At 58.1% G+C, this 24806-nt stretch carries 25 protein-coding genes; 14 read left to right on the forward strand and 11 right to left on the reverse strand.

Annotation, left to right across the window (positions count from 1 at the left end):
- Positions 1 to 48: 48 nt before the first annotated feature.
- Positions 49 to 1014, reverse strand: coding sequence for an iron-sulfur binding domain-containing protein (locus tag IEV00_RS08300; RefSeq protein ID WP_188359902.1), 966 nt, complete (start codon positions 1012 to 1014; stop codon positions 49 to 51).
- Positions 1015 to 1099: 85 nt separating this feature from the next.
- On the opposite strand from IEV00_RS08300, the gene IEV00_RS08305 reads away from it, so the two are divergent.
- Both IEV00_RS08305 and disA read left to right on the forward strand, forming a co-directional pair.
- Positions 1100 to 1906 carry a hypothetical protein gene (locus tag IEV00_RS08305; RefSeq protein ID WP_188359903.1) on the forward strand — a complete coding sequence of 269 codons (807 nt, stop codon included), beginning with the start codon at positions 1100 to 1102 and terminating at the stop codon, positions 1904 to 1906.
- 85 nt (positions 1907 to 1991) lie between these two features.
- Positions 1992 to 3065 (forward strand): DNA integrity scanning diadenylate cyclase DisA, encoded by a 1074-nt coding sequence (gene disA / locus IEV00_RS08310; RefSeq protein WP_373868238.1) that lies wholly within the window; start codon positions 1992 to 1994, stop codon positions 3063 to 3065.
- Between the two features lie 46 nt (positions 3066 to 3111).
- Here disA and IEV00_RS08315 read toward each other — a convergent pair whose 3' ends face one another.
- A complete protein-coding gene (locus IEV00_RS08315) occupies positions 3112 to 4284 on the reverse strand; it encodes an MFS transporter (protein WP_188359904.1) in 1173 nt (390 codons plus the stop codon).
- A 102-nt stretch (positions 4285 to 4386) separates the two neighbouring features.
- On the opposite strand from IEV00_RS08315, the gene IEV00_RS11220 reads away from it, so the two are divergent.
- The 3 genes from IEV00_RS11220 to IEV00_RS08330 all read left to right on the forward strand — a co-directional run bounded on the left by IEV00_RS11220 (position 4387) and on the right by IEV00_RS08330 (position 6720).
- Positions 4387 to 4803, forward strand: coding sequence for a CorA family divalent cation transporter (locus IEV00_RS11220; RefSeq protein ID WP_188359905.1), 417 nt, complete (start codon positions 4387 to 4389; stop codon positions 4801 to 4803).
- A complete protein-coding gene (locus tag IEV00_RS08325) occupies positions 4800 to 5408 on the forward strand; it encodes a CorA family divalent cation transporter (protein WP_268234174.1) in 609 nt (202 codons plus the stop codon). The genes IEV00_RS11220 and IEV00_RS08325 overlap by 4 nt, the downstream gene beginning before the upstream one ends.
- Before the next feature lie 391 nt (positions 5409 to 5799).
- Complete coding sequence (locus IEV00_RS08330; RefSeq protein ID WP_188359906.1) at positions 5800 to 6720, forward strand: putative endonuclease domain-containing protein; 921 nt, start codon at positions 5800 to 5802, stop codon at positions 6718 to 6720.
- 120 nt (positions 6721 to 6840) lie between these two features.
- On the opposite strand, the gene IEV00_RS08335 is transcribed toward IEV00_RS08330, so the two are convergent.
- The gene (locus tag IEV00_RS08335; protein WP_188359907.1) at positions 6841 to 8130 is read right to left on the reverse strand and encodes an adenylosuccinate synthase; all 1290 of its coding nucleotides are present in this window, start codon (positions 8128 to 8130) and stop codon (positions 6841 to 6843) included.
- A gap of 287 nt (positions 8131 to 8417) precedes the next feature.
- Between IEV00_RS08335 and IEV00_RS08340 the strand changes: the two genes are divergently transcribed.
- Both IEV00_RS08340 and IEV00_RS08345 read left to right on the forward strand, forming a co-directional pair.
- Positions 8418 to 9461, forward strand: a complete 1044-nt coding sequence (locus IEV00_RS08340) for an Ltp family lipoprotein (RefSeq protein WP_229723151.1) — start codon at positions 8418 to 8420, stop codon at positions 9459 to 9461.
- A gap of 40 nt (positions 9462 to 9501) precedes the next feature.
- Entirely contained in the window at positions 9502 to 10626 is a 1125-nt protein-coding gene (locus IEV00_RS08345) for a polysaccharide pyruvyl transferase family protein (RefSeq protein WP_188359908.1), read from the forward strand.
- An 11-nt stretch (positions 10627 to 10637) separates the two neighbouring features.
- On the opposite strand, the gene IEV00_RS08350 is transcribed toward IEV00_RS08345, so the two are convergent.
- Complete coding sequence (locus IEV00_RS08350) at positions 10638 to 11093, reverse strand: DUF4870 domain-containing protein (protein ID WP_188359909.1); 456 nt, start codon at positions 11091 to 11093, stop codon at positions 10638 to 10640.
- Positions 11094 to 11165: 72 nt separating this feature from the next.
- Here IEV00_RS08350 and nadE point away from each other — a divergent pair, with 72 nt between their 5' ends.
- The 6 genes from nadE to IEV00_RS08380 all read left to right on the forward strand — a co-directional run bounded on the left by nadE (position 11166) and on the right by IEV00_RS08380 (position 17296).
- Positions 11166 to 11990 (forward strand): NAD(+) synthase, encoded by an 825-nt coding sequence (nadE, locus tag IEV00_RS08355; protein ID WP_188359910.1) that lies wholly within the window; start codon positions 11166 to 11168, stop codon positions 11988 to 11990.
- A gap of 2 nt (positions 11991 to 11992) precedes the next feature.
- Positions 11993 to 12760 carry a GTP pyrophosphokinase gene (locus IEV00_RS08360; RefSeq protein WP_188359911.1) on the forward strand — a complete coding sequence of 256 codons (768 nt, stop codon included), beginning with the start codon at positions 11993 to 11995 and terminating at the stop codon, positions 12758 to 12760.
- 285 nt (positions 12761 to 13045) lie between these two features.
- Complete coding sequence (locus IEV00_RS08365; protein WP_229723152.1) at positions 13046 to 13876, forward strand: carbohydrate ABC transporter permease; 831 nt, start codon at positions 13046 to 13048, stop codon at positions 13874 to 13876.
- On the forward strand, positions 13876 to 14808 hold the full coding sequence (locus IEV00_RS08370; protein WP_188359912.1) for a carbohydrate ABC transporter permease: 933 nt from the start codon (positions 13876 to 13878) through the stop codon (positions 14806 to 14808). Before IEV00_RS08365 ends, IEV00_RS08370 begins: the two co-directional genes overlap by 1 nt.
- A gap of 32 nt (positions 14809 to 14840) precedes the next feature.
- Positions 14841 to 16136, forward strand: a complete 1296-nt coding sequence (locus IEV00_RS08375) for an ABC transporter substrate-binding protein (protein ID WP_188359913.1) — start codon at positions 14841 to 14843, stop codon at positions 16134 to 16136.
- A gap of 35 nt (positions 16137 to 16171) precedes the next feature.
- Positions 16172 to 17296: an ABC transporter ATP-binding protein gene (locus tag IEV00_RS08380; protein ID WP_188359914.1), complete on the forward strand. Its 1125-nt coding sequence runs from the start codon at positions 16172 to 16174 to the stop codon at positions 17294 to 17296.
- 21 nt (positions 17297 to 17317) lie between these two features.
- Here IEV00_RS08380 and IEV00_RS08385 read toward each other — a convergent pair whose 3' ends face one another.
- From IEV00_RS08385 to IEV00_RS08415, 7 genes are all read right to left on the reverse strand, one after another.
- Positions 17318 to 18055, reverse strand: coding sequence for an ABC transporter permease (locus IEV00_RS08385; RefSeq protein WP_188359915.1), 738 nt, complete (start codon positions 18053 to 18055; stop codon positions 17318 to 17320).
- The gene (locus IEV00_RS08390) at positions 18052 to 19248 is read right to left on the reverse strand and encodes an ABC transporter substrate-binding protein (RefSeq protein ID WP_188359916.1); all 1197 of its coding nucleotides are present in this window, start codon (positions 19246 to 19248) and stop codon (positions 18052 to 18054) included. Before IEV00_RS08390 ends, IEV00_RS08385 begins: the two co-directional genes overlap by 4 nt.
- Positions 19238 to 19954, reverse strand: coding sequence for an ABC transporter ATP-binding protein (locus IEV00_RS08395; RefSeq protein WP_188359917.1), 717 nt, complete (start codon positions 19952 to 19954; stop codon positions 19238 to 19240). The genes IEV00_RS08390 and IEV00_RS08395 overlap by 11 nt, the downstream gene beginning before the upstream one ends.
- Positions 19955 to 19961: 7 nt before the next feature.
- Positions 19962 to 21020 (reverse strand): acyl-CoA dehydrogenase family protein, encoded by a 1059-nt coding sequence (locus IEV00_RS08400; protein ID WP_188359918.1) that lies wholly within the window; start codon positions 21018 to 21020, stop codon positions 19962 to 19964.
- A 129-nt stretch (positions 21021 to 21149) separates the two neighbouring features.
- Positions 21150 to 21692 carry a DUF4242 domain-containing protein gene (locus tag IEV00_RS08405; RefSeq protein WP_188359919.1) on the reverse strand — a complete coding sequence of 181 codons (543 nt, stop codon included), beginning with the start codon at positions 21690 to 21692 and terminating at the stop codon, positions 21150 to 21152.
- A 212-nt stretch (positions 21693 to 21904) separates the two neighbouring features.
- Complete coding sequence (locus IEV00_RS08410; protein ID WP_188359920.1) at positions 21905 to 22465, reverse strand: YdhK family protein; 561 nt, start codon at positions 22463 to 22465, stop codon at positions 21905 to 21907.
- Between the two features lie 36 nt (positions 22466 to 22501).
- Positions 22502 to 23995, reverse strand: coding sequence for a peptide MFS transporter (locus tag IEV00_RS08415; RefSeq protein WP_188359921.1), 1494 nt, complete (start codon positions 23993 to 23995; stop codon positions 22502 to 22504).
- Positions 23996 to 24242: 247 nt separating this feature from the next.
- Here IEV00_RS08415 and IEV00_RS08420 point away from each other — a divergent pair, with 247 nt between their 5' ends.
- Positions 24243 to 24710 carry a DUF4190 domain-containing protein gene (locus IEV00_RS08420; protein ID WP_188359922.1) on the forward strand — a complete coding sequence of 156 codons (468 nt, stop codon included), beginning with the start codon at positions 24243 to 24245 and terminating at the stop codon, positions 24708 to 24710.
- Positions 24711 to 24806 lie beyond the last annotated feature (96 nt).

Genomic DNA, 24806 nt, shown 5'->3' on the forward strand with positions numbered 1-24806 from the left:
GTTTAAGGGAGGTTGACTGAGCGGCACACCGATGAGCAGTCAACTGTGTTAAAGGCTTACCCGCCCCGCGTCGTCCTGCTTAGCCAGGCCGTCTGCCAGCAGACCCGCGAAACAGCGCTGTAGTTGCTCAGCGGGGGAGTTGAGCTTTTGGAGTTTCTGGACGGCGGCGGCCACCTCCTGCGGAAAGGCGAAGTCCACGCGCCCTCCTGAGGTCAGGAGCTCCGCAGGTAGCGGCCCCGTTGCCTCGCGCAGTACCGCCATCATGGCACCGCGCAGCTGGCGGTCGGTGCCTGCCCACGCCTGGCCGGTGGGAACATAGTCTGCCTCGGGCTTGCCTGCGGCAATCCAGGCGCAGCCCGAAGAGACCGGGCATTCCTCGCACCTGGGGGACTTGGCGGTGCAGATGAGAGCACCCAGCTCCATGGTGGCGGCGTTCCAGACCACCGATTCTTCAAGATCATCGGGCATAAGGGATTCCGCCAGGCGCATCTCGGCGGCGGTCAGAGACTTGCCGGGCAGGGCAAGCCCGCGCACCGTGCGTCCAAAAACTCGGCGGATATTGGTATCAACCACGGTGGCGCGGTTTCCAAAGGCAAACACGCTAATGGCGGCTGCCGTGTAGGAGCCAACTCCGGGTAAAGCCAGCAGTTCTTCGTAGGAGGAGGGAACCTCGCCATTGTGCTTCTCAACAATCGCCTGAGCCGCCGCGTGCAGGCGCAGAGCCCTGCGGGGGTAGCCCAGCCGACCCCAGGCGCGCACCGCCTCAGAGGAATCAACAGCTGCCAGGTCTGCGGGGGTGGGCCAGCGTTCCATCCAGGTCTCCCAGACCGGCAAGACCCGCTTCACGTGGGTCTGCTGAAGCATAAATTCACTGACCATAACAGACCAACCGGAGCGGTCGGCTGCACGCCAGGGGAGGTCCCGGGCATGGGCGCGGAACCAGGCGTTAATATTCCGGTGAAGGAATGCAATTTTCTCGGGAGAAACCACCGAATTATTAGGGGAAGAGCTCATTCATCACACTCTAGACGATTTCCTGTAACCGGGGCGAATAAAATTCTCAAACAAGTGCCTCACCCGGTACGCTATAAACATGTCTGTGAGTTATGAAGATCCTGAGGGCCCCGAGCCCGTAGAGCCCAACTACCGCCGGCGTCGTTTGATTGCGCTGGGCGTTTTACTTCTTCTTGCCCTGCTTCTGATTTGGGGCATTGTTTCGGTCTTCCGCGCTATCGGCGGTAACGACGAAGAAGCCAATTCTGCTGCCAGCGCCAGCCCCTCTGCCTCGGCAGAGCCCTTCAGCGACTTCACCGAACGTGCATCAGATGAGGCCTCAGAAAGCTCCTCGGCAGACCCCTCAGAGACCGCCAGCGAGTCTGCTGAGCCCAGCGAATCGGCTGATGCTACCGAATCCGCAGACCCGGCTGCTACCGAGACTTCAGACCCCGCAGCATCTGAAACCGCCGCTCCCAGCGAAACTGCTGAGCCCACCGCAGAACCCACCGAGACTCCCGCAACCGTAGCGGCCTGTTCCGCCGCTGACATGCAGGTTTCCCTTACCGCAGACAAGGGTAGCTACGCCGCTGGTGAGAACCCCGCTATGGCAATCACCTATACCAACACCTCGGGCAACCCCTGCGATATTGGCGGTGAAGGCCAGACCATCGACATCAACATCACCTCCGGCTCCGCCCAGGTCTTCAACTATGCCCAGTGCAACAACGCAGCCGTTGAGACTTCAGAGCTGGCAGCGGGTGCAACCGACACCAAGGTGATTACCTGGGATCGTTCGCTCAACGCCCTGGGCTGCAACACCAATCGCAACGTTGATCCCGGCTACTACTGGGCTACCGCAACCGTCAACGGTGTAACCTCGGAGCCCGCCCGAATCATCGTAACCGGTTAGTCTGCGTTCACCCGCCGCTGGTGGCTTTCTCGCCCCAGCGGCGTCCTGCCCTTAACCTGGCCACTGCGGGCTTAAGATAGGTTCTGTGCTTATCGACTATGACAACCAGCTGATTCGAACCCTTGCCCGCATAGCCCCCGGCACCGAGCTGCGCGAGGGCATTGAGCGTATTCTGCGCGGCCGTACCGGCGGCCTGATTGTGCTGGGTAGCGATAAGACGGTGCAGTCGATTTCCTCCGGTGGCTTTGCCATCAACACGGAGTTCTCCGCCACCGCTCTGCGGGAACTTGCGAAGATGGACGGCGCGATAATCTGCAACAAAGAGGTCACCATGCTGCTCAACGCTAGCGTGCAGTTGCTGCCTGACCCCTCTATTGAGACCCACGAATCGGGAACCCGCCACCGCACCGCCGAGCGCGTGGCGATTCAAACCGGTTTTCCCGTGATTGCGGTGAGCTCCTCGATGTCGCTGATTACCGTCTACGTCAGCGGAATCCGCTACGCGGTAGAGAACACCCAGGCGCTGGTTTCTCGCGCCAACCAGGCGATTCAGACCCTGGAGTCCTATACCTCCCGCCTGGAGAAAGTGCTCCAGGCTCTTTCCTCTTTAGAGATCGAAGCCAACGTAACCGCCCGCGACGTTCTCTCTACCCTGCAACGCATGGAGATGGTGCGGCGTATTTCTGCCGAGGTCAACCACTATGTGGTGGAGCTGGGAACCCACGGCCGCCTCATCAAACTCCAGCTGGACGAACTGACCCAGCCCGACCTTCCCGGAGCCGCGGTAATTCTGCGCGACTATCTGCCGGTTGAGTGGGAGGTGCTGGGCAGCGCCATTCCCGAGGCACTCAACGCCCTGGTTCAGCTCCAAGACAAAGACATTGTTGATCTTGAAACCATCGCCGCCGCGGTGGGGATAAATACCGATCTTGACGCGGAGATGTCTCCGCGCGGCTACCGCCTGCTGGCCGGTATCAAGTCTATGCCCGCCACCGTGGTAGACCGCCTGGTGGAAAACTTCAACGGACTGCCGGGACTCATGGCGGCCAACCTCGAAGACTTACGCGCCGTGGAGGGCATCGGCGAACAGCGCGCCCGCATTATTCGCGAGTCGCTCTCGCGCATGGCGGAGAGTTCGCTGCTGGAACGTTTTATGTAGGATGACGCCGGTTGGCCGGGCGCGCTCGGGCTGTCTAGGTAGCGGGCTACCTTTTGAAATCTCGAATACCCAGCAGCAGGGCCGCTGCCATCATGGCTGCCGCCCAAATCCACCAGGCGTTAGCAAAACCAAAGCCCGATGCCAGGGCGCCCAGTGCTATACCGCCCAGGCCGGTGCCCAAATCGTAGTTGGCGTTCCAGGCCACCGAGGCGGCAGTGGTTTTTGAAGCGGGTGCGTCAGAGAGCGCCCGTACCATGGTTACCGACTGCAAAAATCCGTAGCCGGTACCGGTCAGAAGCGCTGCCAGCATAAGATCCAGGGCAGAGCCTGAGATACTGGCAAACCCCAGGGCTGCCACGCCCGCAGCGTTGAGGGCCAGCACCGGCGCCATAGTGATGCGGGTACCCCAGCGGTCGGTGAGGGTACCGCCGTATAGCCTGGTGGGAACCGCAACCGCCATCATCACCAGTAGAGCCAGGGAGGCAGCCGAGGCATCCTGGGCGATCTCCGAAGCGAAGGTCATCAGAGCGCCACCGGCAGCTGTTGCCAGAGTCAGGGTGAGCAGGGCCGGCCAAATAATAGGAAGCACCGAGCCGCCCACCACCTGAGTCATGGCGCCGGTCTGCACCGTAGCGGCGTCGTCCTTATTCATCGAGTCCACCAGCGAGCCCAGCCGCCAGGCAAAGGGCGCGCCCAGGGCGGCAATGACGCCGGCGCACAGTACAAAGCGGAAGCCGAGGGTCTGCGCTATCCAGGGGGAAAGCGGGGTGAAAAGCAGCTGGGGAATCGCAGCGGCAAGGCCGTAGTAGCCCACTGCGCGTCCTCGCTGGTTGGAGGGTACCAGGAGGGTGAGCGCCGTCGAACAACAGACGGTGAGAATGCCGAAGCCCACACCGCGCAGGGCGGAGGAGAGCAGCACCAGCCAGAGGTCTGAGGAGATAGCCTGCAGAGGTGAAGGTAAGCCCATGAAGAGGGAACCCGCCGTGAGCGTGGCGGCCCAGCCGAACCGGTCGAGAGCTTTCTGTACCACTAGCACCTGGGTGGCAACGGTTGCCGCCATGAGCACAGCCGTGACTAAACCGGCCCCGGTCGCATTCGCGCCACCGGCAGAAACCCAGGCAGGAGACGCCGGGAGAAGCAGGGCAAGCCCCGAGATGCAAAAGGCGAAGGTAGCAAGTACCGGCACCATACCTGGTGTACGCAACAGACTCTGCTTCACGGCCGCTCCTTTGTGAAAACCGCGCCCTGAGGGGCTAACGTGACAAATGCCAACGTAACAGCGTACCAGCTTCGCAGGCTTTCGGCGCATAAGATAAAAGCCATGCCCGTGCTTATGAATACCGTCAACTTTCCCTCGGGAAACTCGCTGACCTCCCAGTCGCTGCAAAATACCCACGATCTGCTGAAATCTCACGAGGGAGCCACCGCTTTTATCGGTATTTCAGACCCCGATTCCACCGACATGCAGGCGCTGACCGAACGCTTTGGCATGAACGAGCTGGCGGTGGAAGACTCCACCGAGGGCCACCAGCGCGCCAAGATTGACCGCTATGGAGACACCTACTTTCTGGTGTTGCGCCCGGCGGTTTACCTGGACCAGGCAGAGGAAATTCATTTTGGCGAGATCCACCTCTTCATGGGCTCTAATTTTCTGGTGGCATTATCAAGGATTACCTGCGGGAATCCCGCACCATCAAGCAGCTCTTTGAGCGGGTTTCCGCCGAGATGCAGAACATGAAATCCCCCTGGGATATGGTTCATGCCGCCCTGGATGCCGTGGTAGACGGCTATATGCCGGTGATTGAGGGACTGGAGAATGACGGCGATGAGATTGAGGATTCCCTCTTTACCGAAGAACTCACTGACACCTCGAAAGTGTCTCAGCGAACCTACCAGCTACTCAATGAGGTGGCAGACTTCAAACGCGCCGCCAAGCCGCTGACCACCGTGCTTGATGTTCTCATGGGCAGAATCCGCATGAACTCTCATCTGCCCGGCGGCGGGCAGAATGAAGAGGCCGTGGAGGATATTCGGCGTTTCCGAGACGTTCACGACCACGCCCTACAGGTTAACGAGCGGATTGATGACCTTCGGGCTTCTCTACAGAATGCCTTGGAGGTGAACTCGATTATCGTGGCGGAGCGTCAGAACGATGACATGAAGAAGATTTCTGGCTGGGCGGCTATTTTGGTGGCTCCGACCGTGATTGGTTCTATTTACGGCATGAATTTCGATAATATGCCCGAGTTGCACTGGGCGCTGGGGTATCCGGCGGCTTTGCTGTTGATGGTGGTGACGTCGGTCTTTCTGTATGTGCTCTTCAAGAAGAAAGATTGGATGTAGCACGATTTTCCGAGCGAGCGAGGAAATAAAAATCGTGCGGAATCAGCCGAGCTTGCGAGGCTGGAGCGCGTTAGCGCGGGGGAGTAGCGAAGCGGGCGCGAGCGGAATCAGCTCAGCGACAGTTTGGTACACATTCAGAGCGCCAGTACACATCTACACATGTACTGGCGCTCTCAAGGTGTACTGAAGAAATCATGTCCGGAATTGAGGTGTACCGGGCAGGCCGTGCTTGATTTTAGGGTGTGCCCAGACGTAGAAATTTTTGTTCCCTGTGACCAACCTGTACACCAGATCCCTGTGGAAAACGCTTAAAAGTAAACAAAATCCCTCTTTTATCCACAGATTTTAAGAAGCAAATATATTTTGTATAGAAAATTAGCAAAATATATCTATGAAACAGATTGAAGAGTATCTCGCAAGGGTCAAAAGCTATCAGCAGTTGGTCGAATCTGGGTACAACAACCACCAGATCAAAAAGCTACTTTTGCAGGGCACGGTGCGAAAAATTCGGCAGGGCGTCTATGTATCCACTCAATTTTTTGATTCGCTTGCCCCGTGGGAGGTGCCGGTAGTCGAAGTTTTAGCGGTTCACCTCAATAGCCCAATCACGGTGTTTTCTCATCAATCGGCGGCTCTGCTGCAACACCTAGATCTCATATCGGACCCCGATAGCGTGCATGTTTACTGCTCCCGTAACTCCAGAGGAAGCCGCGATAGGGTAGTTAATCACCCTTTTCTCGTGCCTGAAACTCCCACCTTTACAACTGGTGCGGGAATACTGTGCACTGATATTGCCACTACCGTTGCTGATTCGGCAACAGTTCTTTCTTTCCAAGAGGCTGTAGTTCTTGCCGATTCGGCTCTGCGGCAGAAACTGATTACAGAGACTGAACTGAAAGAGAAACTGCTGGGTTTCTCGCGCAGGGGCAGGAGGAAGGTACTCAGAGTTGCAGATTCCATGAGTAGTTCTTCTGAATCTGCCGGTGAAACCCTCACCCGTCTCATTCTCGATGATATGGGAGTGAGCTACATCGAGCAGTATTGGGTTCCCGGCTACAACTTTCGCGTTGACTTTTACCTTCCAGATTTTGGCATCTATATCGAGTTCGACGGCGCCGGAAAGTACAAAGAATCGCAGTCGTTTGAGAGCTCAATTCTGCAGGAGAAGTGGCGCGAAGACGACATTACTGCTAACGGAAAAATTCTGATAAGAACCCGATGGGAGCAGGTGTTCAAGAACCCGGCTATTTTCCGGGGAAAGCTAGCTCAAAGAATCAGAGAGGTTCAGCGGCAGAAACTGGTTGCTGCCTAGAGACTTGAGTACACCTCAATTCCGCTAGGAAAAAGTTTGGTACACATTCAGAGCGCCAGTACACATCTACACATGTACTGGCGCTCTCAAGGTGTACCAAAGGCGAGAGAAAGAGTTTCCTTACTCTTCGATCAGATCTCGAACCACAATGGTCTGCTCGCGGCCGGGGCCCACACCCACAGCTGAGATGCGGCAGCCCGAGAGCTCTTCAAGCTTTTCCAGGTAGAGTCGGGCATTGGTAGGCAGCTCATCCAGAGACTTAGCCTCGGTAATGTCCTCAGTCCAACCGTCAAAGTACTCGTAGATGGGCTTGGCGTGGTGGAAGTCGGTCTGGGTCATGGGCATCTCGTCGTGGCGCACGCCGTCCACGTCATAAGCCACGCATACGGGAATCTTCTCAATGCCGGTGAGCACGTCCAGCTTGGTGATGAAGAGGTCGGTAAAGCCGTTGATGCGCACTGCCTGACGGGCCAGTACCGAGTCGTACCAGCCACAGCGGCGGGGGCGGCCGGTGTTGACGCCGAACTCACCGCCGGTCTTTTGCAGGAATTCTCCCCACTCGTCAAAGAGCTCGGTGGGGAAGGGGCCTGCACCCACGCGGGTGGTGTATGCCTTCTGAATACCGATCACGCGGGAGATACGGGTGGGGCCAATGCCCGAACCCACCGATGCGCCACCGGCGGTGGGGTTAGAGGAGGTCACGAAGGGGTAGGTGCCGTGATCGACGTCCAGGAAGGTCGCCTGGCCACCCTCCATCAGCAGGGTCTTGCCCTCGTCGAGGGCGGCGTTGAGCAGCTGGGTGGATTCAACAATCATGGGGCGCAGGCGGTCTGCAAAGCTCATGAAGTAGTCCACGATTTCGTCAACCTCTACGTGGCGGCGGTTGTAGACCTTCACCAGCAGCTCGTTCTTCTGGCGCAGGGCTCCCTCAACCTTCTGGCGCAGGATTGATTCATCGAGAATGTCCTGCACACGAATGCCCAGGCGGGCTACCTTGTCCATGTAGGTGGGGCCAATGCCGCGACCGGTGGTGCCGATGGCGCGCTTGCCCAGGAACCGCTCGGTGACCTTGTCCATGGTCTGGTGGTAGGGCGCTACCAGGTGGGCATTCGCCGAAATCTTCAGCTTGGAGGTGTCTGCGCCGCGGGCTTCGAGCCCGTCAATTTCCTCAAAGAGAGCCTCGGGGTTGACCACCACGCCGTTACCAATCACCGGGGTTGCGTTCTCTGAGAGAATGCCAGCGGGAAGGAGCTTGAGCTCGAACTTCTGGCCGTTGACGACGACGGTGTGGCCGGCGTTGTTGCCGCCGTTAGGCTTGACCACGTAGTCTACGCGGCCGCCGAGCAAGTCGGTTGCTTTACCTTTACCTTCATCGCCCCACTGGGCTCCAACAATCACTACTGCGGGCATTGAGTTACTCCTTGATGAGCGCTTCACCGGCCGGATTTCACGGCGGTGCGGTGTGCTGATGTTTTTCAGGACGACGCTGCTTGGCTTGGTTTCTCGCCGGCGTGTTGGTGCCGGGCGGCTGGGCGGGAATCGGACTGAAAACAATCTGGTGCTCAAAACACACCAGCTTTAAGAATACCAAGGTAGCTCAGTTTTGGGGTGCGGTACTTTACATGCTGGAAGTAGGGGGTCAAGTAATATCTGACATTTTATTCAGGGTTTTCTCAGAAAGTGTTTACTCTATTACCATGAGTGAAAACCCCTATACCCCTTCATCGAACCCGCAGCAGCCCGGTTCAACTCCCGCAGGTGCTGATGGCACTTGGTCTTCTCCCTATAACACTGCTTACCCAGCACCGGGCCAGCCTGGTCAGATGCCCAACGGTAAGAAGCCCCGTAACGTGGTGGGCCTGGTTGCCTTAGGCCTGGGCGTTCTGGGCTTTATTCTAGCCTGCATTCCCGGCGTTATGATTCTGGGCTGGTTGCTATTGCTTGCGGCCCTGGTGGTCGGTATCGTGGGGCTTTTCCAGAAGAATAGGGAAAAGATTAGCTCAATTATTGCCATTGTGCTCTCGGTGGTTGGATCGATTGTCTCAGCCATTGTGCTTTTCGTTGTTGTCGTGAATTCACTGGGCAGCTCTCCCGAACCCCAGCAGAGTTTTGAGGAGCGGGCCCCGCTTGTCGCCAGCCCGTCAGCCACTGCTAGCCGTGAATCTCTTGCTACTGAAGAGCGGACTACCCCGGCACCGGTGGCTGAAGCTCCCTCAAGCCGGGCGGCCACACCGGCTTCCAGTGAGCCGGCTGCATCGGCAAGCTCCGACGCCGCAGCATCCTCAGCAGGTGTACCGCGCGAGTACACGAGCGCTCTTTCAAAGGCTAACGACTATCTCCGCATCATGGACTTCTCCTATGCGGGTCTCTATGACCAGCTCACCAGCGAGTATGGCGAAAAGTTCTCGCCTGAAGCAGCCCAGTACGCGGTTGATAACGTCAAGGCTGATTGGAATGAAGAAGCGCTGGGATCAGCCCAAAACTACATCGACATTATGCACTTCTCGAATGCCGGTCTCTACGAGCAGCTCACCAGTGAATTTGGTGAGCAGTTCACCCCTGAGCAGGCCCAGTATGCGGTAGACAACGTCAAGGCAGACTGGAACGAAGAGGCTCTCGAAGCTGCTCAGAGCTACCAGGAGATGGATATGAGTAGCGCTGCCATTTATGACCAGCTCATTAGCGAATACGGTGAGCAGTTCACCCCTGAACAGGCTCAGTACGCTGTCGATCACCTCTAAGCGGGCGGGCTCGGGCTGGTGGGGAAGCTAAACTGAACCTATGTTTTCACGTTTTCGTTCGGCACCTGCCGGCGGGCAGGCCCAAGAACCCACCCAGCCTGAGCCGCCCATCTACCTGATTTCTATGGCGGGCTTTCCCAACTTTGGTGATGAACTTATTGCCGCCCGCTGGCTACGCTTTCTGGCCGAGCACAAGCCTGACACCGAGGTCTGGCTGGACGTGCGGGAGCCAGGCACGGCGTCGTCCTTACTCAAGGGCCTTCACCCCAAGCTGCACGTGACGAACACGGTTTTCCGCGCTATCCACGAGTACCTGCACTTTGGCAACCGCACCCCGGCTCAGCTGGTGCGCGATTTGGGCTCGCCCAAGTTCGACGTGGGCCTGCTTGAGCTGCGCGAGGCGGGCGTGATCCACCTGCTGGGCGGCGGCTTCGTGAACTCCGTGTGGCAGGAAAACAAGCTGATCGTTGACGCCATGCGGGCAGCCCGCGAGATTTCCGGCGCGCGGCTGATTGCAACCGGCCAGGGGCTGATGCCGCGAATTGATGAGAATTTTGAGAGCTTCGAGCACGTGAGTGTGCGCGATAACCCCAGCGCGCTCGAGCTGGGAATTGAGAGGGGCTGGGACGACGCCTACCTGCTGCCGTCTGCTCCGCAGCCGGGTACTTTTGACCCGCAGACCGCCGAGCTCTACCTCTGTATTCAGAACGATGCGCTGGACGACGGCGCCCACGAGAACCTGGTTGCCTTCGCCCGGCGCCAGGTGGAGTACTGGGGAATTCCGCGGGAGAGAACCTTCTATGTGGAGGCAATTCCCGGCGACGATTTTGCCGGCTACGATGCGCTACGGGATCTGGTGGGCGAGTTCCTGCCCTTTGCCCACTTCTGGCGGTCTGGCTTTGAATTTAGCTCTAACCAGGTGTGGGTGACCACCCGTTTTCATCACCACCTGGTGGGTGCCCTGCATGGGGCGCGGGGCATTGCGCTGAGCGGTAAAGCGGGCTACTACGATGTCAAGCACGGCTCCCTGGCAGATTCCGGTACCGGCTGGATTCTGCCGGAGAATTTTGAGCGCCTCTACGATATGTCTGAGCTCCAGGCGCCGCAGAGCTTTGCCCCGCAGGTGCGCGCTAAGTATGCGGAGGCGGAAAGAATCTACGCTTAGGTCCTGCGGGGCTAGTCTTTCAGCACCTTAATCTGCAGGGGGTAGTGATAGACCTCGCCGTTGTTGCTCTTGACCGCACCAATAATGTGAAAAACAAAAACACAGACCGTGGTGGCCAGCCAGACCAGGCCAGAGATGGGTAGCGCCAGGCCAAAGGTAACGAGGGCAAGCAAACCGGCGGCGATGTTGATAACCCACATGGTCAGATTAAAGTTGAAGGCCCTGGCCGAATTAGCGGTAACAAAAGCGTAGTTGGGCTTTGACCGGTAGATGAACCAGAAAATCAGCGGCCCCACAAAGCTCAGGGTGCTGGCGGTCAGCAGGTAGAGAACCAGCGACGAGAGGTGGGAGAGAACAGAGATAGTCTTGGCATCTGCGGGAATCTGGTTTCCGTAGGCATCAAAGCTAACCTGCGGGGGCTGCTGAAAGCCGCCGGGAGGGTAGCCAAAGTTGTTCTGCTGAGTCATAGTTCATCTTCCTCCGTAGAGATTGAAACACTTTATAACAGCTTAGGGCCTAGCCCGGGTAGACTTAACCCCATGCGTGAACTACAGGCAAAAATCATTGAAGAAATGGGCGTTAAGCCGAAGATCGACCCTGCCGGGCAGGTGCGTAAGCGCGTGCAGTTTCTGGTGGACTACCTCAAGGCAAGCGGTGCCAAGGGCTTTGTTCTGGGAATCAGCGGTGGCGTAGATTCAACCCTGGCGGGGCGCCTGTGCCAGTTGGCCGTTGAGGAGCTGGCGATGGAGGGCATTGACGCCGACTTCATCGCGGTGCGTCTGCCCTATAAGGTGCAGCAGGATGAGGACGACGCCCAGGCGGCGCTGAAGTTCATCATGCCCAAGACTACGGTCACCTTCAATGTCGGTGCTGCGGTAGACGGTTTCGAGTCGGCTTTCCAGGAGGCTACCGGCCGTGAGATTGCAGATTTCAACAAGGGCAACGTGAAGGCGCGCGCCCGCATGATTGCCCAGTATGCCCTGGCAGGGGAGAAGAACCTGCTGGTGGTGGGCACCGACCACGCTGCCGAGTCTATTACCGGCTTCTTCACCAAGTTTGGCGACGGCGGCGCCGATGTTCTACCCCTTGCCGGCCTGAACAAGCGCCAGAACCGGGAGCTGCTGAAGGTGCTGGGAGCAGAGACCAAGCTCTGGGAGAAGGTGCCCACTGCTGACCTGCTCGACGGCAAGCCCGGCCGCACCGATGAGGAAGAGCTGGGGCTGACCTACGACCAGATTGACGACTACCTTGAGGGTAAGGAAATCCCTGAAGAGGCCGCCGAGAATCTTGAGCAGAAGTACCTGCGATCCCGCCATAAGCGTGCCCTGCCCGTGACCATCTTCGATGACTGGTTCAAGAGCTAGGCATGGAGTTTAACAGGGAATCGGCCGCTGAGTTTGAAGAGAAAGTTCTACCCGCGCTGGAATCCATGCGCGAGTTTGGCCGCGACTTTTCACGCATGCTCATGGAGTACCAGTTTGCCATTGACGAGATTCTGACCAAGGTCAATATTCTTCGGCAGGAGTTTCTGCACGATTACCGCTACAACCCGATTGAGCACGTGACCTCGCGGGTCAAGGCACCCGAATCGCTGGCGAAGAAGCTGGTGCGCAAAGGTGTTCCGCTGGATTCTGCCTCGGTGGCGGAGAATATCTTTGACGTTGCCGGCGTGCGGATTACCTGTTCTTTCATTGGCGATACCTACCGCGTGATGAAAGCTCTGACGGATCAAGACGACGTTGAGGTTGTGGAGGTCAAAGACTATATAGCCAACCCCAAGCCCAACGGCTACAAGTCTTTGCACGTGATTGTCAAGATTCCGGTTTTTCTTTCAACCGGGCCCAAGAAGATTCCGGTGGAGCTCCAGTTCCGCACCATTGCTATGGATTTTTGGGCGGCGCTGGAGCACAAGATTTTCTATAAGTACGACCGCGATGTGCCCGAGCACCTGGTGGCGGAGCTGACTGAAACCGCCGTCATCGCAGACCAGCTAGACCGCAAGATGGAGACACTGCACGACTCGGTGCACGGGGCCAACGGTATTAAGGACGTCGCGGCGCAGAGCGTCGAGTCTGGGTCAGTGATTCTGCAGCAGCTTCTTGAGCTGGCGGAGAAAGATGGGATTCATAAGTAACCACAGCGAACAGTCTGAGGGCGCCGGGCAACTGGCATCGGGGCTGGCGTTTAAGGGAGGTTGCCCGGCGCCCTCAGACTGGAAGCCCAGACGTACCTTTAGCCTCTTCTACATTTTTACGTAAATCACAGATAACCATTCTTTAACCTTTGCGGTGAATCATAGTGGCTTGTGAAATCTATAAGCAGCGTACCGGGGCTAGAGAATGCTCACCCCGCCCACGAACCACCGCAGCGAAAAGAGAAGAAAGACTTTAAAAGTCTTCTTTTAGCGGCTGTTCTTGTTGTGCCCAATGTGGTTTTGCTGATTGTTTTTACCTATCGGCCCCTTATCGACAACATTAGGCTCTCTTTCTACAACTGGAACATATCCTCAACCCGCCCTGCCACTTTTGTGGGTCTTCAGAACTATATTGAGTGGGCTAGCAACCCGGTGAGCTGGCAGATTGTCTGGCAGACCATCATTTTTACGGTGGTTGCTGTATTTGGGTCTATGGTGATTGGGCTTGCCCTGGCCCTGCTTCTTGACCGAAAACTCAAAGGGCGCAACTTTGTGCGGTCCCTGATTTTTGCCCCCTATGTTATTTCGGGCGCTGCTATTGGCGTTGCCTTTCAGTTTGTTTTTGACCCCGGCTACGGCCTGATTCAGGATTTGCTGGGCCGGGTGGGCATGGACTCCCCGGATTTTTACTCCAGCCCCGGCTGGGCGCTGTTCATGGTGACCGCCACCTACGTGTGGAAGAACCTGGGCTACACCTTCGTAATTTATCTGGCAGCCTTACAGGGGCTGAGGAAAGATCTCGATGAAGCGGCAGAGATTGACCGCACTCCGCGGGCGCGTAAGTTCTTTAGGGTAACCCTGCCGCAGCTGCGCCCCACCACTTTCTTCCTCTCGATTACGGTGCTGTTGAACTCGCTACAGGTCTTCGACATTATCAACGTGATGACGGCGGGAGGCCCCCTGGGAACCTCCACCACCACCCTGGTTTTCCAGGTTTACCAGGAGACCTTTGTTAACTCGCGGGCAGGCTACGGTGCGGCGGTGGCCACCATCATGTTCCTGGCTGTTTTGGTGATTACCGTGGTGCAGGTGCGTATGCAGGATAAGGAAAACTAATGGCTTTTGATTATCAGGTTCCCGCTGTTCCCGCAGAAAATGGACTTTCAGAGCCCACCCAGCAGGCGAAGGAGGCGGAGGTTCCCCAGCGATCTGGAACTGCTCCTGCTGAGAACCGTCGCTCAAAGATCTGGGGTTATCTGGGGCTGGCGCTCGCCACGCTCATTGTTGCCCTTCCGCTCTATTTTGTGCTGATGACCAGCTTTAAAACCCACGGGGATATTTACTCAAATCCGGTGAGCTGGATTCCGTCTCCTTTTGCCCCGGAGAACTACTCTTATGTGTGGAACACCCTCAACTTCGACCGCTACTTTTTGAACTCGGTGATTATCACCGTTTCCCTGGTGATTATTGAGGTAAGTTTTGGGGTGCTTTCTGCCTACGCTTTTGCCTTTATTCGCTTCCCGGGCTCAAGTCTGCTTTTCTTCCTGGTGATCGGAACCCTGATGGTCCCCAACGAAATTACCATCATCTCAAACTACGCCCTGGTGGCGCAGCTGGGCTGGCGCAATACCTTTACCGGCATCATCGTTCCGCTGGCGGGAGTGGCCTTTGGAACCTTCCTCATGCGCAACCACTTCCGCTCCCTGCCCAAAGAAATCTTTGAAGCAGCGACCATGGACGGCGCGGGCTTCTTCCGCACCCTCTTCAAGGTGGTGCTGCCCATGAGCTGGCCGACCCTCATGGCGTTCGTCCTCATCACCGCAGTCACCGAGTGGAACCAGTACCTCTGGCCCTTCCTGGTCTCCGACACCGAGAAGGTTGCCCCGCTTCAGATCGGTCTGACCCAGCTGCAGGACGTCGAGGGGCTGACCAACTGGGGCCCGGTGATGGCGGGAACCATCCTGACCACCATTCCCATGATTGTTCTCTTCTTGCTTCTTCAGAAATCCATGATTAAGGGCCTGACCGCCGGCGCGGTTAAGGGCTAAATCCTCAACTCAACAACACTAAGGAACATCGCATGATTATCTCTCGTCGTTCGGTATTTACCCTTGCGGGCCTGGGCATTGCAACCGCCGGCCTCTCTGCCTGCGCGGGCACCGGTGGCAGCGCCAGCCAGCAGCAGGAGGGCTCGGGCACCCTGCAGTTTTGGTCTAACCACCCCGGATCTTCCCGCGACCTTGAGCAGAAGCTCATTGACGCCTGGAACGAGGCCAACCCCGATACCCCTGCCGAGCTGATTGACGGCGGCGCTGACTACGAGGAACTGGGCCAGAAGTTTAACGCGGCGCTGGCAGGCGGGGATCTACCCGATGTCATTGTTGCCTCAGACGTTACCTGGTTCAACTTTGCCTTCACCGAGGCAACCACCCCGCTGGATGACCTCTGGGCGGAGAACGATATTGATACTTCCACCTACGTTGAGACCCTGTTAGAGGACTACAACTTCGAGGGCAAGCACTACGGTGTGCCCTACTCCCGCTCTACTCCGCTGATGTACTGGTACACCGCTGACCTTGAGAAGGCCTGCCTGCCCACCGACCGCGGCCCGCAGACCTGGCAGGAATTTGCCGAGGAGTGGGGACCCAAGCTCAAGGAGGCGACCGGCAAGCCTGCCCTGGTGGTGGCCGACGGTTCAAACTATCTTGACTGGTATTTCCAGGGAGCTTTCTGGACTTTCGGCGGAGCCTACTCCGATGAGTGGGATCTCAAGTTTACTGACCCCAAGACCGTTGAGGCGGGTAAATTCCTGCAGAAGATGGTTCAAGACGGTCTGGTGTCTGTGGTCAAGGATTCCGCCAACGACTTCGGTATTGGTAACGCCAGCGGCCTGCTGGAATCCACCGGTTCTTTGGGCGGTCTGAAGGAGTCAGCCCAGGGCGATTTCATCACCACCTACCTGCCCGGCCCCAAGCCCGGCACCACTACCGGCGGTGCCGGTCTGGCTATTCCCGCCGGTATCTCAGACGAGCGTAAGGCGGTGGCGGTCAAGTTCATTGACTTTATGACCAACACCGAAAACACCATTACCTTTACCCAGGAAACCGGCTACATGCCGGTGCGTAGCGACGCCGCTGATGTTCCTGAGCAGGCTAAGTACATGGAGGAAAACCCCAACGCTGAGACCGCGATTCGCCAGCTTGAGGAGAACACCAAGCCCCAGGACTTTGCGCGCGTCTTCGTCAACGGTGGCGGCCAGGCAATCGGCGGTGCCCTCGATAAGATCGTTGCCGGCCAGGACGTCGAAGAGGTTTTCTCAGCCCTTCAGGATGAGCTACAGGCAACCATCGACCGCGACATCAAGCCCAATCTCTAAGAAACTGAGGTAAGCGCCTCGAGCGAAAGAATCACATGGTTGAAGTATCACTACAGCACATCTCCCGCTATTACGATTCGGGCAAGCGCCCGGCGGTCAACCGGGTCAACATCGATGTTCGGGACGGTGAGTTTATTACCCTGGTGGGCCCCTCGGGCTCGGGTAAGTCTACCTGCCTGCGCATGATTGCCGGGCTTGAGCCGGTTAATGAGGGAACGGTCATGATTGACGGCGTGGACGTTACCGAGGTCAAGCCCCGCGACCGAGACGTGGCGATGGTCTTTCAGTCCTACGCCCTCTACCCCAACATGACCGCCCGGCAGAACATGGCCTTTGCCCTGGAGAATTCGGGTATGAAAAAGCCCGAGATCAACCAGCGGGTAGAGGAGGCTGCTGCCATGCTGGAGCTGACCGACCTGCTCGATAAGAAGCCCTCGCAGATGTCTGGCGGCCAGCGCCAGCGCGTTTCCATGGGGCGCGCGATTGTGCGCAACCCCAAGGTCTTTCTCATGGACGAGCCGCTCTCTAACCTCGATGCCCGCCTGCGCGTTTCCACCCGCGCCCAGATTGCTGATTTGCAGCGCAAACTCGGTGTCACCACCGTCTACGTGACCCACGATCAGACCGAGGCGATGACCATGGGCGACCGCGTGGCTGTGCTCAAGGACGGCGTGCTCCAGCAGGTAGACGAGCCCATGCACCTCTACCGCTACCCCGGTAATACCTTCGTGGCGGGCTTTATCGGCTCGCCCTCGATGAACCTGTTTGACGGCGGTGAGGTGCAGGATTCCCGGGTGGTGCTGGGCGATCTGTGCACGGTGGAGATGAAGCCGGAACTGGTTGACCGCACCCGCCACCCGGCGGTGGTTGTCGGGGTGCGGCCCGAGGACTGGAAGATTAGGGTGCCCGGTGAAGACAGCGAGGTGCAGGGAATTCCCGGCCAGGTGGTTCATATCGAGCACCTGGGAGCTGAGGCCTTCGCCTACCTCAAGCTCAACCGGGGCGTGGGCGTTACCCCGCGGGCGGAGCGGGTGGCGGTTCGCCTCAACCAGCTGGCCGAGATGAAGAACATCGAGGTGGGCGATACCCTGCGTATTACCCCCACCCGCTGTAGCTTCTTTGACCGGGAGACCGAGATTAACCTGGAGTACCTGGCCTAGGTTGCCTGCCCGCTGGACTGGCTAGCGCAGAACTTTTTGCGCCACCCAGTCCAGCACCATGCCCAGGGCGCCAATCACCAGAATGACAGCCAGCATCTCGTCATAGGCTAAGCGGTCTCGGGCGTTGAGAATCTCATAGCCCAGACCCGAGGAGACACCGAGCATCTCCGCCGGAACAATAATCACCCAGGCGATGCCCAGCGCCAGGCGAATTCCCGAGAGCACGTAGGGTTTAATGCTGGGAACCACCACGGTACGCAGGGTTTCAAAGGGGGTGGCCCCTAAAGTCTGGGCAACCTGCAGGTGCTGCCTATCCAGCGCCCTTACGCCCGAGACTGTGTTGAGGGTAATGGGCCAGACCGCCGCCATGGCCACCAGAAAGATAACGGGCGAGCTGCCCACACCGAAGAGCGCCACAGCAATGGGAGCCCAGGAGAGTGGGGAGACCATGCGCAGAAACTGCACCAGAGGCGCTGAGAACTGATCTACCCCGCGCCAGAAGCCAATGGCAAGACCCAGCGGAATACCGATAACGCCGGCGATCAGCAGACCTGCCAGCAGCCGCCACAGGCTCACCCCGATATCGGAGAGCAAAACTCCGCGGGAGAAAAGGGCAGCAAAGGCCGAGGGTATGTTCTCGGGCGCAAAGGCAGTAATCATGGTGTTGCCCGTGGCGGAGTGGGTAAAAATCCACCAGAGTATCAGGGCAAAAACAATGCCGGCACTTCCTAGAACCCAGGGGCGGGCCTGCTTACTCATGCCTCTCCTTCACCGTCAATTTCTTCGTGGCGGGTGGTTGATGTTTCGCCAAAGACCGACAGGCCACCCACCCTGTCAATGGCCTGGGCTACCAAGCCGGTATTAACCAGCTCTTCCTGTACCTTCTCAGGCGCCAGTTTCTCGAGAAAGTCCGTGGGAGCATCGACCAGGGTATTCCGCATATGCTCCACCAGCTCCTTGGTGTAGCTGGCATAGGGGTAGGGCTGGAACTGGAGTAGGTGCCCACCCCAGTCCGGGTGGCGTACCGCATCCCGGTGGTCTGCCAGATGGTCTGTCATGGCCCGCTCAATAGCCTTGGGAGCCTGGGGCAGATAGTTATCGGAGAGAATCTGAGCCGCCCGCTGCCGGTTCTCGCGGGCAAAAACCTGCGCGGAAACCAAAGCGTTCGTGAAGAGCTGCGCGGCGCCGTCCTGCCGCTCAATCAGCGAGGAGCGCATCATGGTGACGCAGCAGGCGTGGTCGCGCCAGACATCGCCCATGAAGCGGTGAATCCGCCCCTTCTTCTGCGCCACCGCGGCGGCGTTGAAGGGGTCTGCCACGGTAAAGCCAGAGATGGTGCCGTTGGCAAGGGCGGGAATCATGTCGGCGGGTGCCATCACAATCAGGGTGACTTCCCCGCGGGAGGCATCGGCGGTTTTACGAATCACCGGGGTCAGGCCCGCCTCACGCAGAATCTTCTGCACCAGAATGTTGTGAATGGAGAACCAACCGGGAATCGCCACGGTCTTACCCGCCAGCTGGGTAGTCTCTACAATGCTCGGAGCCACAGTCAGCGCTGAACCGTTCACGTGGTTCCAGGCAACCACCTGCGCGTCTGCCCCCAGGTCGTATTTGAGGTAGACAGCCATGGGCATAAGCAGGTGAATCACATCCACGGTGCCCGAGATAAAGGCCTCGGTTAGCGACGACCAGGAGCGAAAGAGCACCGGGTCCGCCACCTGCACCCCCTCGCGCTCATAGTCGCCGTTGGCGTGCGCTAACAGCAGGGGAGCGGCGTCCGTAATGGGCAGAAAGCCCACCCGAATCGGCTCCTGTAGCCCGCGGGAGGTTCCGCTTGCTTCTTTTCCGGACGCCGCTCCGGCGGCATAGGCGCCCGCGGCGGCTGATCCCGCGGCGAGTACTCCGCCGCCGGCCATGAGGGCAGACCTGCGGGAGATGGGCTTAGATGACATAGGATCCCTGCCCTGCGGCGTTTCGATAGTAGTCGAGAATCTCTGTCTCGCTGACCTCTTCTTGGCGGGGGCTCCAGAAACGGGTGAAGCCCTTGTGCGCCTCGAAGTAACCAATGCGGTCTGCCACCGTGACCGCCTCGGAGATATCGTGGGAGACCATGAGCATGGTCAGGTGAAGCTCATCGATGAGGTTGCGGAGCCATCCCTGTAGTTCCTCGCGGGTGGCGGGGTCAAGCGCTGAAAAGGGCTCGTCGAGCAGCAGGAGCGAGGGGTTGATAGCCAGTGCCCGCCCGATGGAAACGCGCTGGGCCTGGCCACCGGAAATTTCGCTGATCTTGCGGTTTTCCAGGCCGGTGAGCCCCAGCTTGGCAATCAGGCTATCGATGCGGTCTTTCTGCACCCGACCCCGGTTGCGCTTGTAGCGGGCGCCGAGCTCAATGTTCTGCCGAACGGTCAGCCAGGGAAAGAGGGCAGCCTGCTGAAAGACCACCGCCAGCCTGCCGTGGTCGGCAATCTCTACCGTGCCAGAATCCAACTCTTCTAGCCCGGCAACAGCCCGCAACAGGGTGGACTTTCCCGAGCCGGTCTGCCCCAAAATCACCAGGGCCTCACCGGAATTGAGCTCTAAAGAGACTCCGTTCAGCGTGGGGGTCTGGGCACCGGGGTAGGTTTTGACCGCGTTTTCAACGGTGAGAGTTCTAGCCATAGAAAACCTACTTGAGCTTGCTCAGCTCATAGCGCAGGTGACCCTCGGTGGGTGACTGCACCGGCAGGAACTGAGCTTCGCGTACACGGCGACCGGAGGGGGACTTCACCGCGTAGGCCTTACCTCCCACGGTGGAGAGCTCCAGGTGGGTGGCAGCGTTGGCAAAGAGGGCAACGTCGAGGCGCAGCTGGAGCAGGCGGGTGCGGTCGGCGGTCTTGGGGTCCTCGGCCAGCTCAAGAATCTCTGCGCGCAGGCGCTCGTATTCGGCCTTGATCCGCTCAAAATCCTCGCGGAAGATGCCGTTATCGGCGTCTAAGTGCTGGGCCGCCGAATTCAGGGCAGCCGCACCCAGACCCAGGCAGAAGGAAGACTGCACGGTCAAAAAGGGCGCGGTGACCTTGGCCAGGAAGCCCGGTACATCGTCGGTGAGAATATCCTCTTGGGGAACAAAAACATTCTCGAACTTGCTGAAGCCCGACTCGGTGGAATCCAGCGCCATCAGGCCCTTCTGGTACTTAATCTCATGGCCTTCTACGCCCACTCGCAGGGTCACGATGTACTTGTTCGGCTCGTCCGCCGCGGCGTCGTCCACCACAACAGGCAGCACGACGACGCCGCCCGGGTAGAGGTTGGAGGTCCAGGGAATAATGCCGTTGAGCTCAAGCCCGCCCTCAACATGCTTGGCGTGAACCTGAATCTCGCCCACACCCGAGGCATCCTTGAAAGCACCCGCCATGGCGGTAGCACCGGTCACCTCACCGCTGGCCAGCCCCTCGGGCAGCTCGCGGTCCACAGCATCAAAGAAAGCCACGGTAGAGCGGTGGGCCCACAACGAAAAAGCGGTAGAGGCACACTCGGTCGCCAGGTCAAAAGAAACAGCAATCTGCGGCACCAACGAACCCTCGCGGCCCAAAGTCAGCAGACCGCCGTCCGCAGCCAGCTCGCGCAGGGTCTCAAAGGGGGAGCGCTCGTCAGCATCAACAGCGGCGGCATGCTCCTTAGCCAGGGCTAGCACGCGCTCGCGCTGGGGGTAGTCGGTGAGGGGAGTCAGGGTAAAGTCAGCCATAATTTGCCTTCTTTTCTCGGTTCAGAGGTGGTTCTTAGCGGTATTCGGGCATAAAAAACGCTGCCGCCTTGAGGAGGGCACCCTGGAGGGGGTTAATCCGATTCAGCGGCAGCGTGAAGAGTTGAAGATTTACTTAGCTTCGTTGAGCTTGAAGATACGGTCGATCGGGGTGTTGACCGCCGCGCGAGCACGCTTGAGAGCCTCTTCATCGGGAGCATCGTAGAAGCACAGGCACTTAGCGGTGTCTTCGCGAACGTAGGTGCGCAGGAAGGAGACCTCGGGAACCTTAGCGTAGTTGGGGGAGTTCTGCTTCTTGCGAGCCAGGTACTGGTCCATGGTGATTTCAGCGGGAATGTCCCACTCAATCAGGTACTCAGCGCTGGTCTTGAGCTTCTTGATGTCTTCGAGGTCTGCACCCACCAGACGAACCTCATCGGGGCCTTCCAGGCCAGCAACACCGCGGAAGGTGTCTTTGTAAGACTGGGCAAAGACTGCGGGGTTATCTGCCTCAAGAATGGCGTAGATAATCTTGAAATCAGAGGTCACCTGGGTCTCAATCACCTCAGCGTCCAGGCCCTCAAGTGCCTTGTGGGCTGACTCAATGATTGACTCAGCGGTTTCCTTTGAAGCTTCAGCTTCGGGAGTAAATTCAACCAGGTAGAGCTTTGACATGTGCTTATCCTCTCGGCTTGGAATTTTTGTATTTTAGATGCCTTATATACGAACCATGTCTGAATCTACGCGGTTTGGGAGTGGGAGTCTAGCGCGCGTTAAAAAACTTAACACCGCCCCCTTAAACGCCCGCGAGGGGTCACATATCGTTCACAAAACGGCTATTTTAGGCGTATTTGTGAACGATATGTGACCCCTCGCGGTGGGGAGGGTTACCTTGCTTCAATCTCGCTTTCGGTAACCCACTTGTGGTTTTTCATGGTCATGCCGCCAGCGCTGTAATCAACCATGTAGACGGTCTCGTGGCTCACCTCGGCAATGGTTGCCTCAGCGCCCTCCATGCCGCCCATATGATCGGCAGCCAGCACCGCGGTATCGCCCACCTGCAGGGGTTCATCACCGACGTTTTCCAGCTCCTCCTGCACCACCCACTTGTGGTCGGTGACCTTCTCGCCGCCGTCCGTGGGCTCATAGTCCACCGCGTAAACCGTGGTGTCGTAGGCGCCGACAATCGTGGCGGGAGCGCCGTCCATACCCATCATGTGGTCAGCGGTGAGCGTAACCTCGCTACCCACCGGAAAGGCTGGGTCGCTGGCTTCGCGAATCCCCTCGGGGGCGGGGCCGCCGTCCATCTTGTGGTCGTGCTCCTGGGCGGAGGCCGCCGAACTCTGCGCCTCCTGCACGATTTTTTCGCTGTTGCTCTGCCCTTCGCAACCTGCAAGGACGGCGGCGGTGAGGGTCGCGAGCAGGACGGCGCTGACGCGGGTTTTCATGGTATTCATACTTTGACTATAGCGGCTGGGCTGGCCTTAGCGAATGCCCACCATCTTCTTTACAATCCACTTGTTGAGGGCGAAGATAATCACGCCGGTGACGATAGCGATCAGACCCATGGTAGTGAAGTAGGATACTTCGGTTTCCAGGGAGTAGAACTGAGCCATCCAACCGGCGAGCACGGTGCCCAGGGAGACGGAGCAGAAGTAGAGCGCCATCATAAGCACGCGGTGGGCGTTAGGAGCCAGGCGGGAGACCAGCGACATGCCCACCGGGGAGAGGCAGAGCTCGCCCAGGGTAGCAAGAAGCAGAATCAGAACCATCCAGAGGATATTCACGTTGGTGTTACCCGCCTGGGTCAGGAAGATTAGGAAGGCCACACCAATCAGAACCAGCGCGATACCGAACTTGCGGGGAGTGGTGGGCTGGCGGTCTCCCAGCTTGGTCCACAGCGCGGTAAACACGGCACCGAAAATCAGGATGAAGGCGGGGTTAATGGCCTGGAACCAGCCCTCGGGGAACTGGATTCCGCCGATGTTCCAGTTCAGGCGAGATTCAGAGTAAATCGCCAGAACGGTGAACTGCTGCTGGAAGAGGGCGAAGAAGACCATGTTGCCGAAGAACATGGGAATGAAGGAGATAATGCGGGAGTGCTCCTCTGCCGAAGTCTTCTTTGAGGTAATCAGCAGTGCAAAGAGAACAATTGCGAAGAGAGCCACCAAGCTCATCACCCAGGTTGCCAGGTTAGAGGGGGTAATCAGCTTGAAGATAACCAGCAGGGCAACCACAATAACGATTCCCACCGCGATGAAGAGAGCTTTCTTCTTCTGCTGGGGGCTCAGCGGGTCAGAGAGGTGGTGAACTGACTCGGGCAGGCGCTTGCGAGTCAGGCTGTACTGAATCAGACCCAGTGCCATACCCACCGCAGCCAGGCCGAAGCCCACGTGGAAACCGTAGGTCACGCGCAGCCAGTCGGTGAGCAGGGGGCCAATGAGGGCACCGAGGTTAACACCCATGTAGAAGATGGTGAAACCGCCGTCGCGCCGCGGATCCTTCTGGTCGTAGAGGGAGCCCACCAGCACCGAGGCGTTGGTCTTCAGGCAGCCCGAGCCAATCGCAACCAGCACCAGGCCGATGACCACGCCGGGAACACCGGGCACTAGTGCCAGGGCAATGTGGCCGAGCATAATGCCAATGGCTGAGTAGAAGAGGGTGCGCTCGGGGCCCAGCACACGGTCGCCCAAGAAGCCACCCAGAATGGCAAAGAGGTAGACCATGCCGCCGTAGGCACCCATGACGCCGGTTGCGGCGGCCTCGTTGAGGCCCAGACCTCCCTCGGAAACCGAGAAGTAGAGGTAGTAGAGCATGATGACCTGCATGCCGTAGAAGGAGAAACGCTCCCACATTTCTACGGAGAACAGGTTGGCCAGCATACGGGGGTGGCCGAAGAAGGTCTTACCCGCGGTGCCACCGGGCGTATTGCCCTGTGGAGCGGCAACTACCGAGCTGCCCTGGGGTGAGTTACTCATGTTGATCTCACTTGCTGTATGGGGAACAACGGTGTGTTCCTGCTATAAATTCTTTCCAGCGTAAGCATAGACCTTATGAGGATTACGATGAGAAGAATCCCCCACGGGAGTGAACTAGCTTACGCTTCAGAAATCGAACTTATCATATGTTGAGAAGACTCTTGATTTTTTGGAAAAGTTGATGTTTTCGTGCTCGGGACGGCGCAGCGGAATCATATGTAGGCTTATTAATGATTTACTAAGCAGTATGTCTATCAATCCTAATCACTCGAACAACGGTAGCAACCCTGTAGAAGGCACCTCGGTTCAGCCCGGTACCCACCACAACGACTACGCCCAGCCCGGCGTCAATAACCAATACTCTGCCCAGCCCACTGACAACCAGTGGCGGCAGATGGAAGCATCTCAGCAGCAGGGTCTAAGCTCTGCTAACACCTCTAAGGTGCTGGGTATTATCGCGCTGGTTCTCTCTGTCATTTTGGTTGTATTTCCCCTAGGCGAGATTCTGCCCCTGATTCTCGGCTTTATCGGTGTGTCTAAGGCAAATAAGGCAAAGCGGTTTGGCGTACCTGCCAAGGGCGGAAAGATTATGAATATCCTGGCGATTATCATCTCTCTGCTGGTGATTGCCCTGGTGATTATCGCTACGATTGTGCTCGCGAATAACCCTGACTTCCAGCAGATGCTTCGCGATGCCCAGAATCAGGTTTCCTAGTTTTTAGTAACGGATTCGCTTTTAATCTATAAATCCCCGAAAGCCACTGGCTTTCGGGGATTTATATTTTTCCCTGCCCGTGGGATAGAGCAAATC

It is taken from the genome of Rothia aerolata, from assembly GCF_014635585.1.
GTDB lineage: Bacteria > Actinomycetota > Actinomycetes > Actinomycetales > Micrococcaceae > Rothia > Rothia aerolata.

Excerpts from the sequence above, each read along its gene's own strand:
- IEV00_RS11220 (WP_188359905.1), top strand. The coding sequence starts at position 4,387 with ATGCCCGTGCTTATGAATACCGTCAACTTTCCCTCGGGAAACTCGCTG.
- IEV00_RS08300 (WP_188359902.1), bottom strand. The coding sequence starts at position 1,014 with ATGAGCTCTTCCCCTAATAATTCGGTGGTTTCTCCCGAGAAAATTGCA.
- IEV00_RS08400 (WP_188359918.1), bottom strand. The coding sequence starts at position 21,020 with ATGGCTGACTTTACCCTGACTCCCCTCACCGACTACCCCCAGCGCGAG.
- IEV00_RS08415 (WP_188359921.1), bottom strand. The coding sequence starts at position 23,995 with ATGAGTAACTCACCCCAGGGCAGCTCGGTAGTTGCCGCTCCACAGGGC.
- IEV00_RS08370 (WP_188359912.1), top strand. The coding sequence starts at position 13,876 with ATGGCTTTTGATTATCAGGTTCCCGCTGTTCCCGCAGAAAATGGACTT.
- IEV00_RS08390 (WP_188359916.1), bottom strand. The coding sequence starts at position 19,248 with ATGTCATCTAAGCCCATCTCCCGCAGGTCTGCCCTCATGGCCGGCGGC.
- IEV00_RS08340 (WP_229723151.1), top strand. The coding sequence starts at position 8,418 with ATGAGTGAAAACCCCTATACCCCTTCATCGAACCCGCAGCAGCCCGGT.
- IEV00_RS08360 (WP_188359911.1), top strand. The coding sequence starts at position 11,993 with ATGGAGTTTAACAGGGAATCGGCCGCTGAGTTTGAAGAGAAAGTTCTA.
- IEV00_RS08335 (WP_188359907.1), bottom strand. The coding sequence starts at position 8,130 with ATGCCCGCAGTAGTGATTGTTGGAGCCCAGTGGGGCGATGAAGGTAAA.
- nadE (WP_188359910.1), top strand. The coding sequence starts at position 11,166 with ATGCGTGAACTACAGGCAAAAATCATTGAAGAAATGGGCGTTAAGCCG.
- IEV00_RS08420 (WP_188359922.1), top strand. The coding sequence starts at position 24,243 with ATGTCTATCAATCCTAATCACTCGAACAACGGTAGCAACCCTGTAGAA.
- IEV00_RS08375 (WP_188359913.1), top strand. The coding sequence starts at position 14,841 with ATGATTATCTCTCGTCGTTCGGTATTTACCCTTGCGGGCCTGGGCATT.
- IEV00_RS08395 (WP_188359917.1), bottom strand. The coding sequence starts at position 19,954 with ATGGCTAGAACTCTCACCGTTGAAAACGCGGTCAAAACCTACCCCGGT.
- IEV00_RS08405 (WP_188359919.1), bottom strand. The coding sequence starts at position 21,692 with ATGTCAAAGCTCTACCTGGTTGAATTTACTCCCGAAGCTGAAGCTTCA.
- IEV00_RS08330 (WP_188359906.1), top strand. The coding sequence starts at position 5,800 with ATGAAACAGATTGAAGAGTATCTCGCAAGGGTCAAAAGCTATCAGCAG.
- IEV00_RS08380 (WP_188359914.1), top strand. The coding sequence starts at position 16,172 with ATGGTTGAAGTATCACTACAGCACATCTCCCGCTATTACGATTCGGGC.
- IEV00_RS08410 (WP_188359920.1), bottom strand. The coding sequence starts at position 22,465 with ATGAAAACCCGCGTCAGCGCCGTCCTGCTCGCGACCCTCACCGCCGCC.
- IEV00_RS08385 (WP_188359915.1), bottom strand. The coding sequence starts at position 18,055 with ATGAGTAAGCAGGCCCGCCCCTGGGTTCTAGGAAGTGCCGGCATTGTT.
- IEV00_RS08345 (WP_188359908.1), top strand. The coding sequence starts at position 9,502 with ATGTTTTCACGTTTTCGTTCGGCACCTGCCGGCGGGCAGGCCCAAGAA.
- IEV00_RS08325 (WP_268234174.1), top strand. The coding sequence starts at position 4,800 with ATGAAATCCCCCTGGGATATGGTTCATGCCGCCCTGGATGCCGTGGTA.
- IEV00_RS08350 (WP_188359909.1), bottom strand. The coding sequence starts at position 11,093 with ATGACTCAGCAGAACAACTTTGGCTACCCTCCCGGCGGCTTTCAGCAG.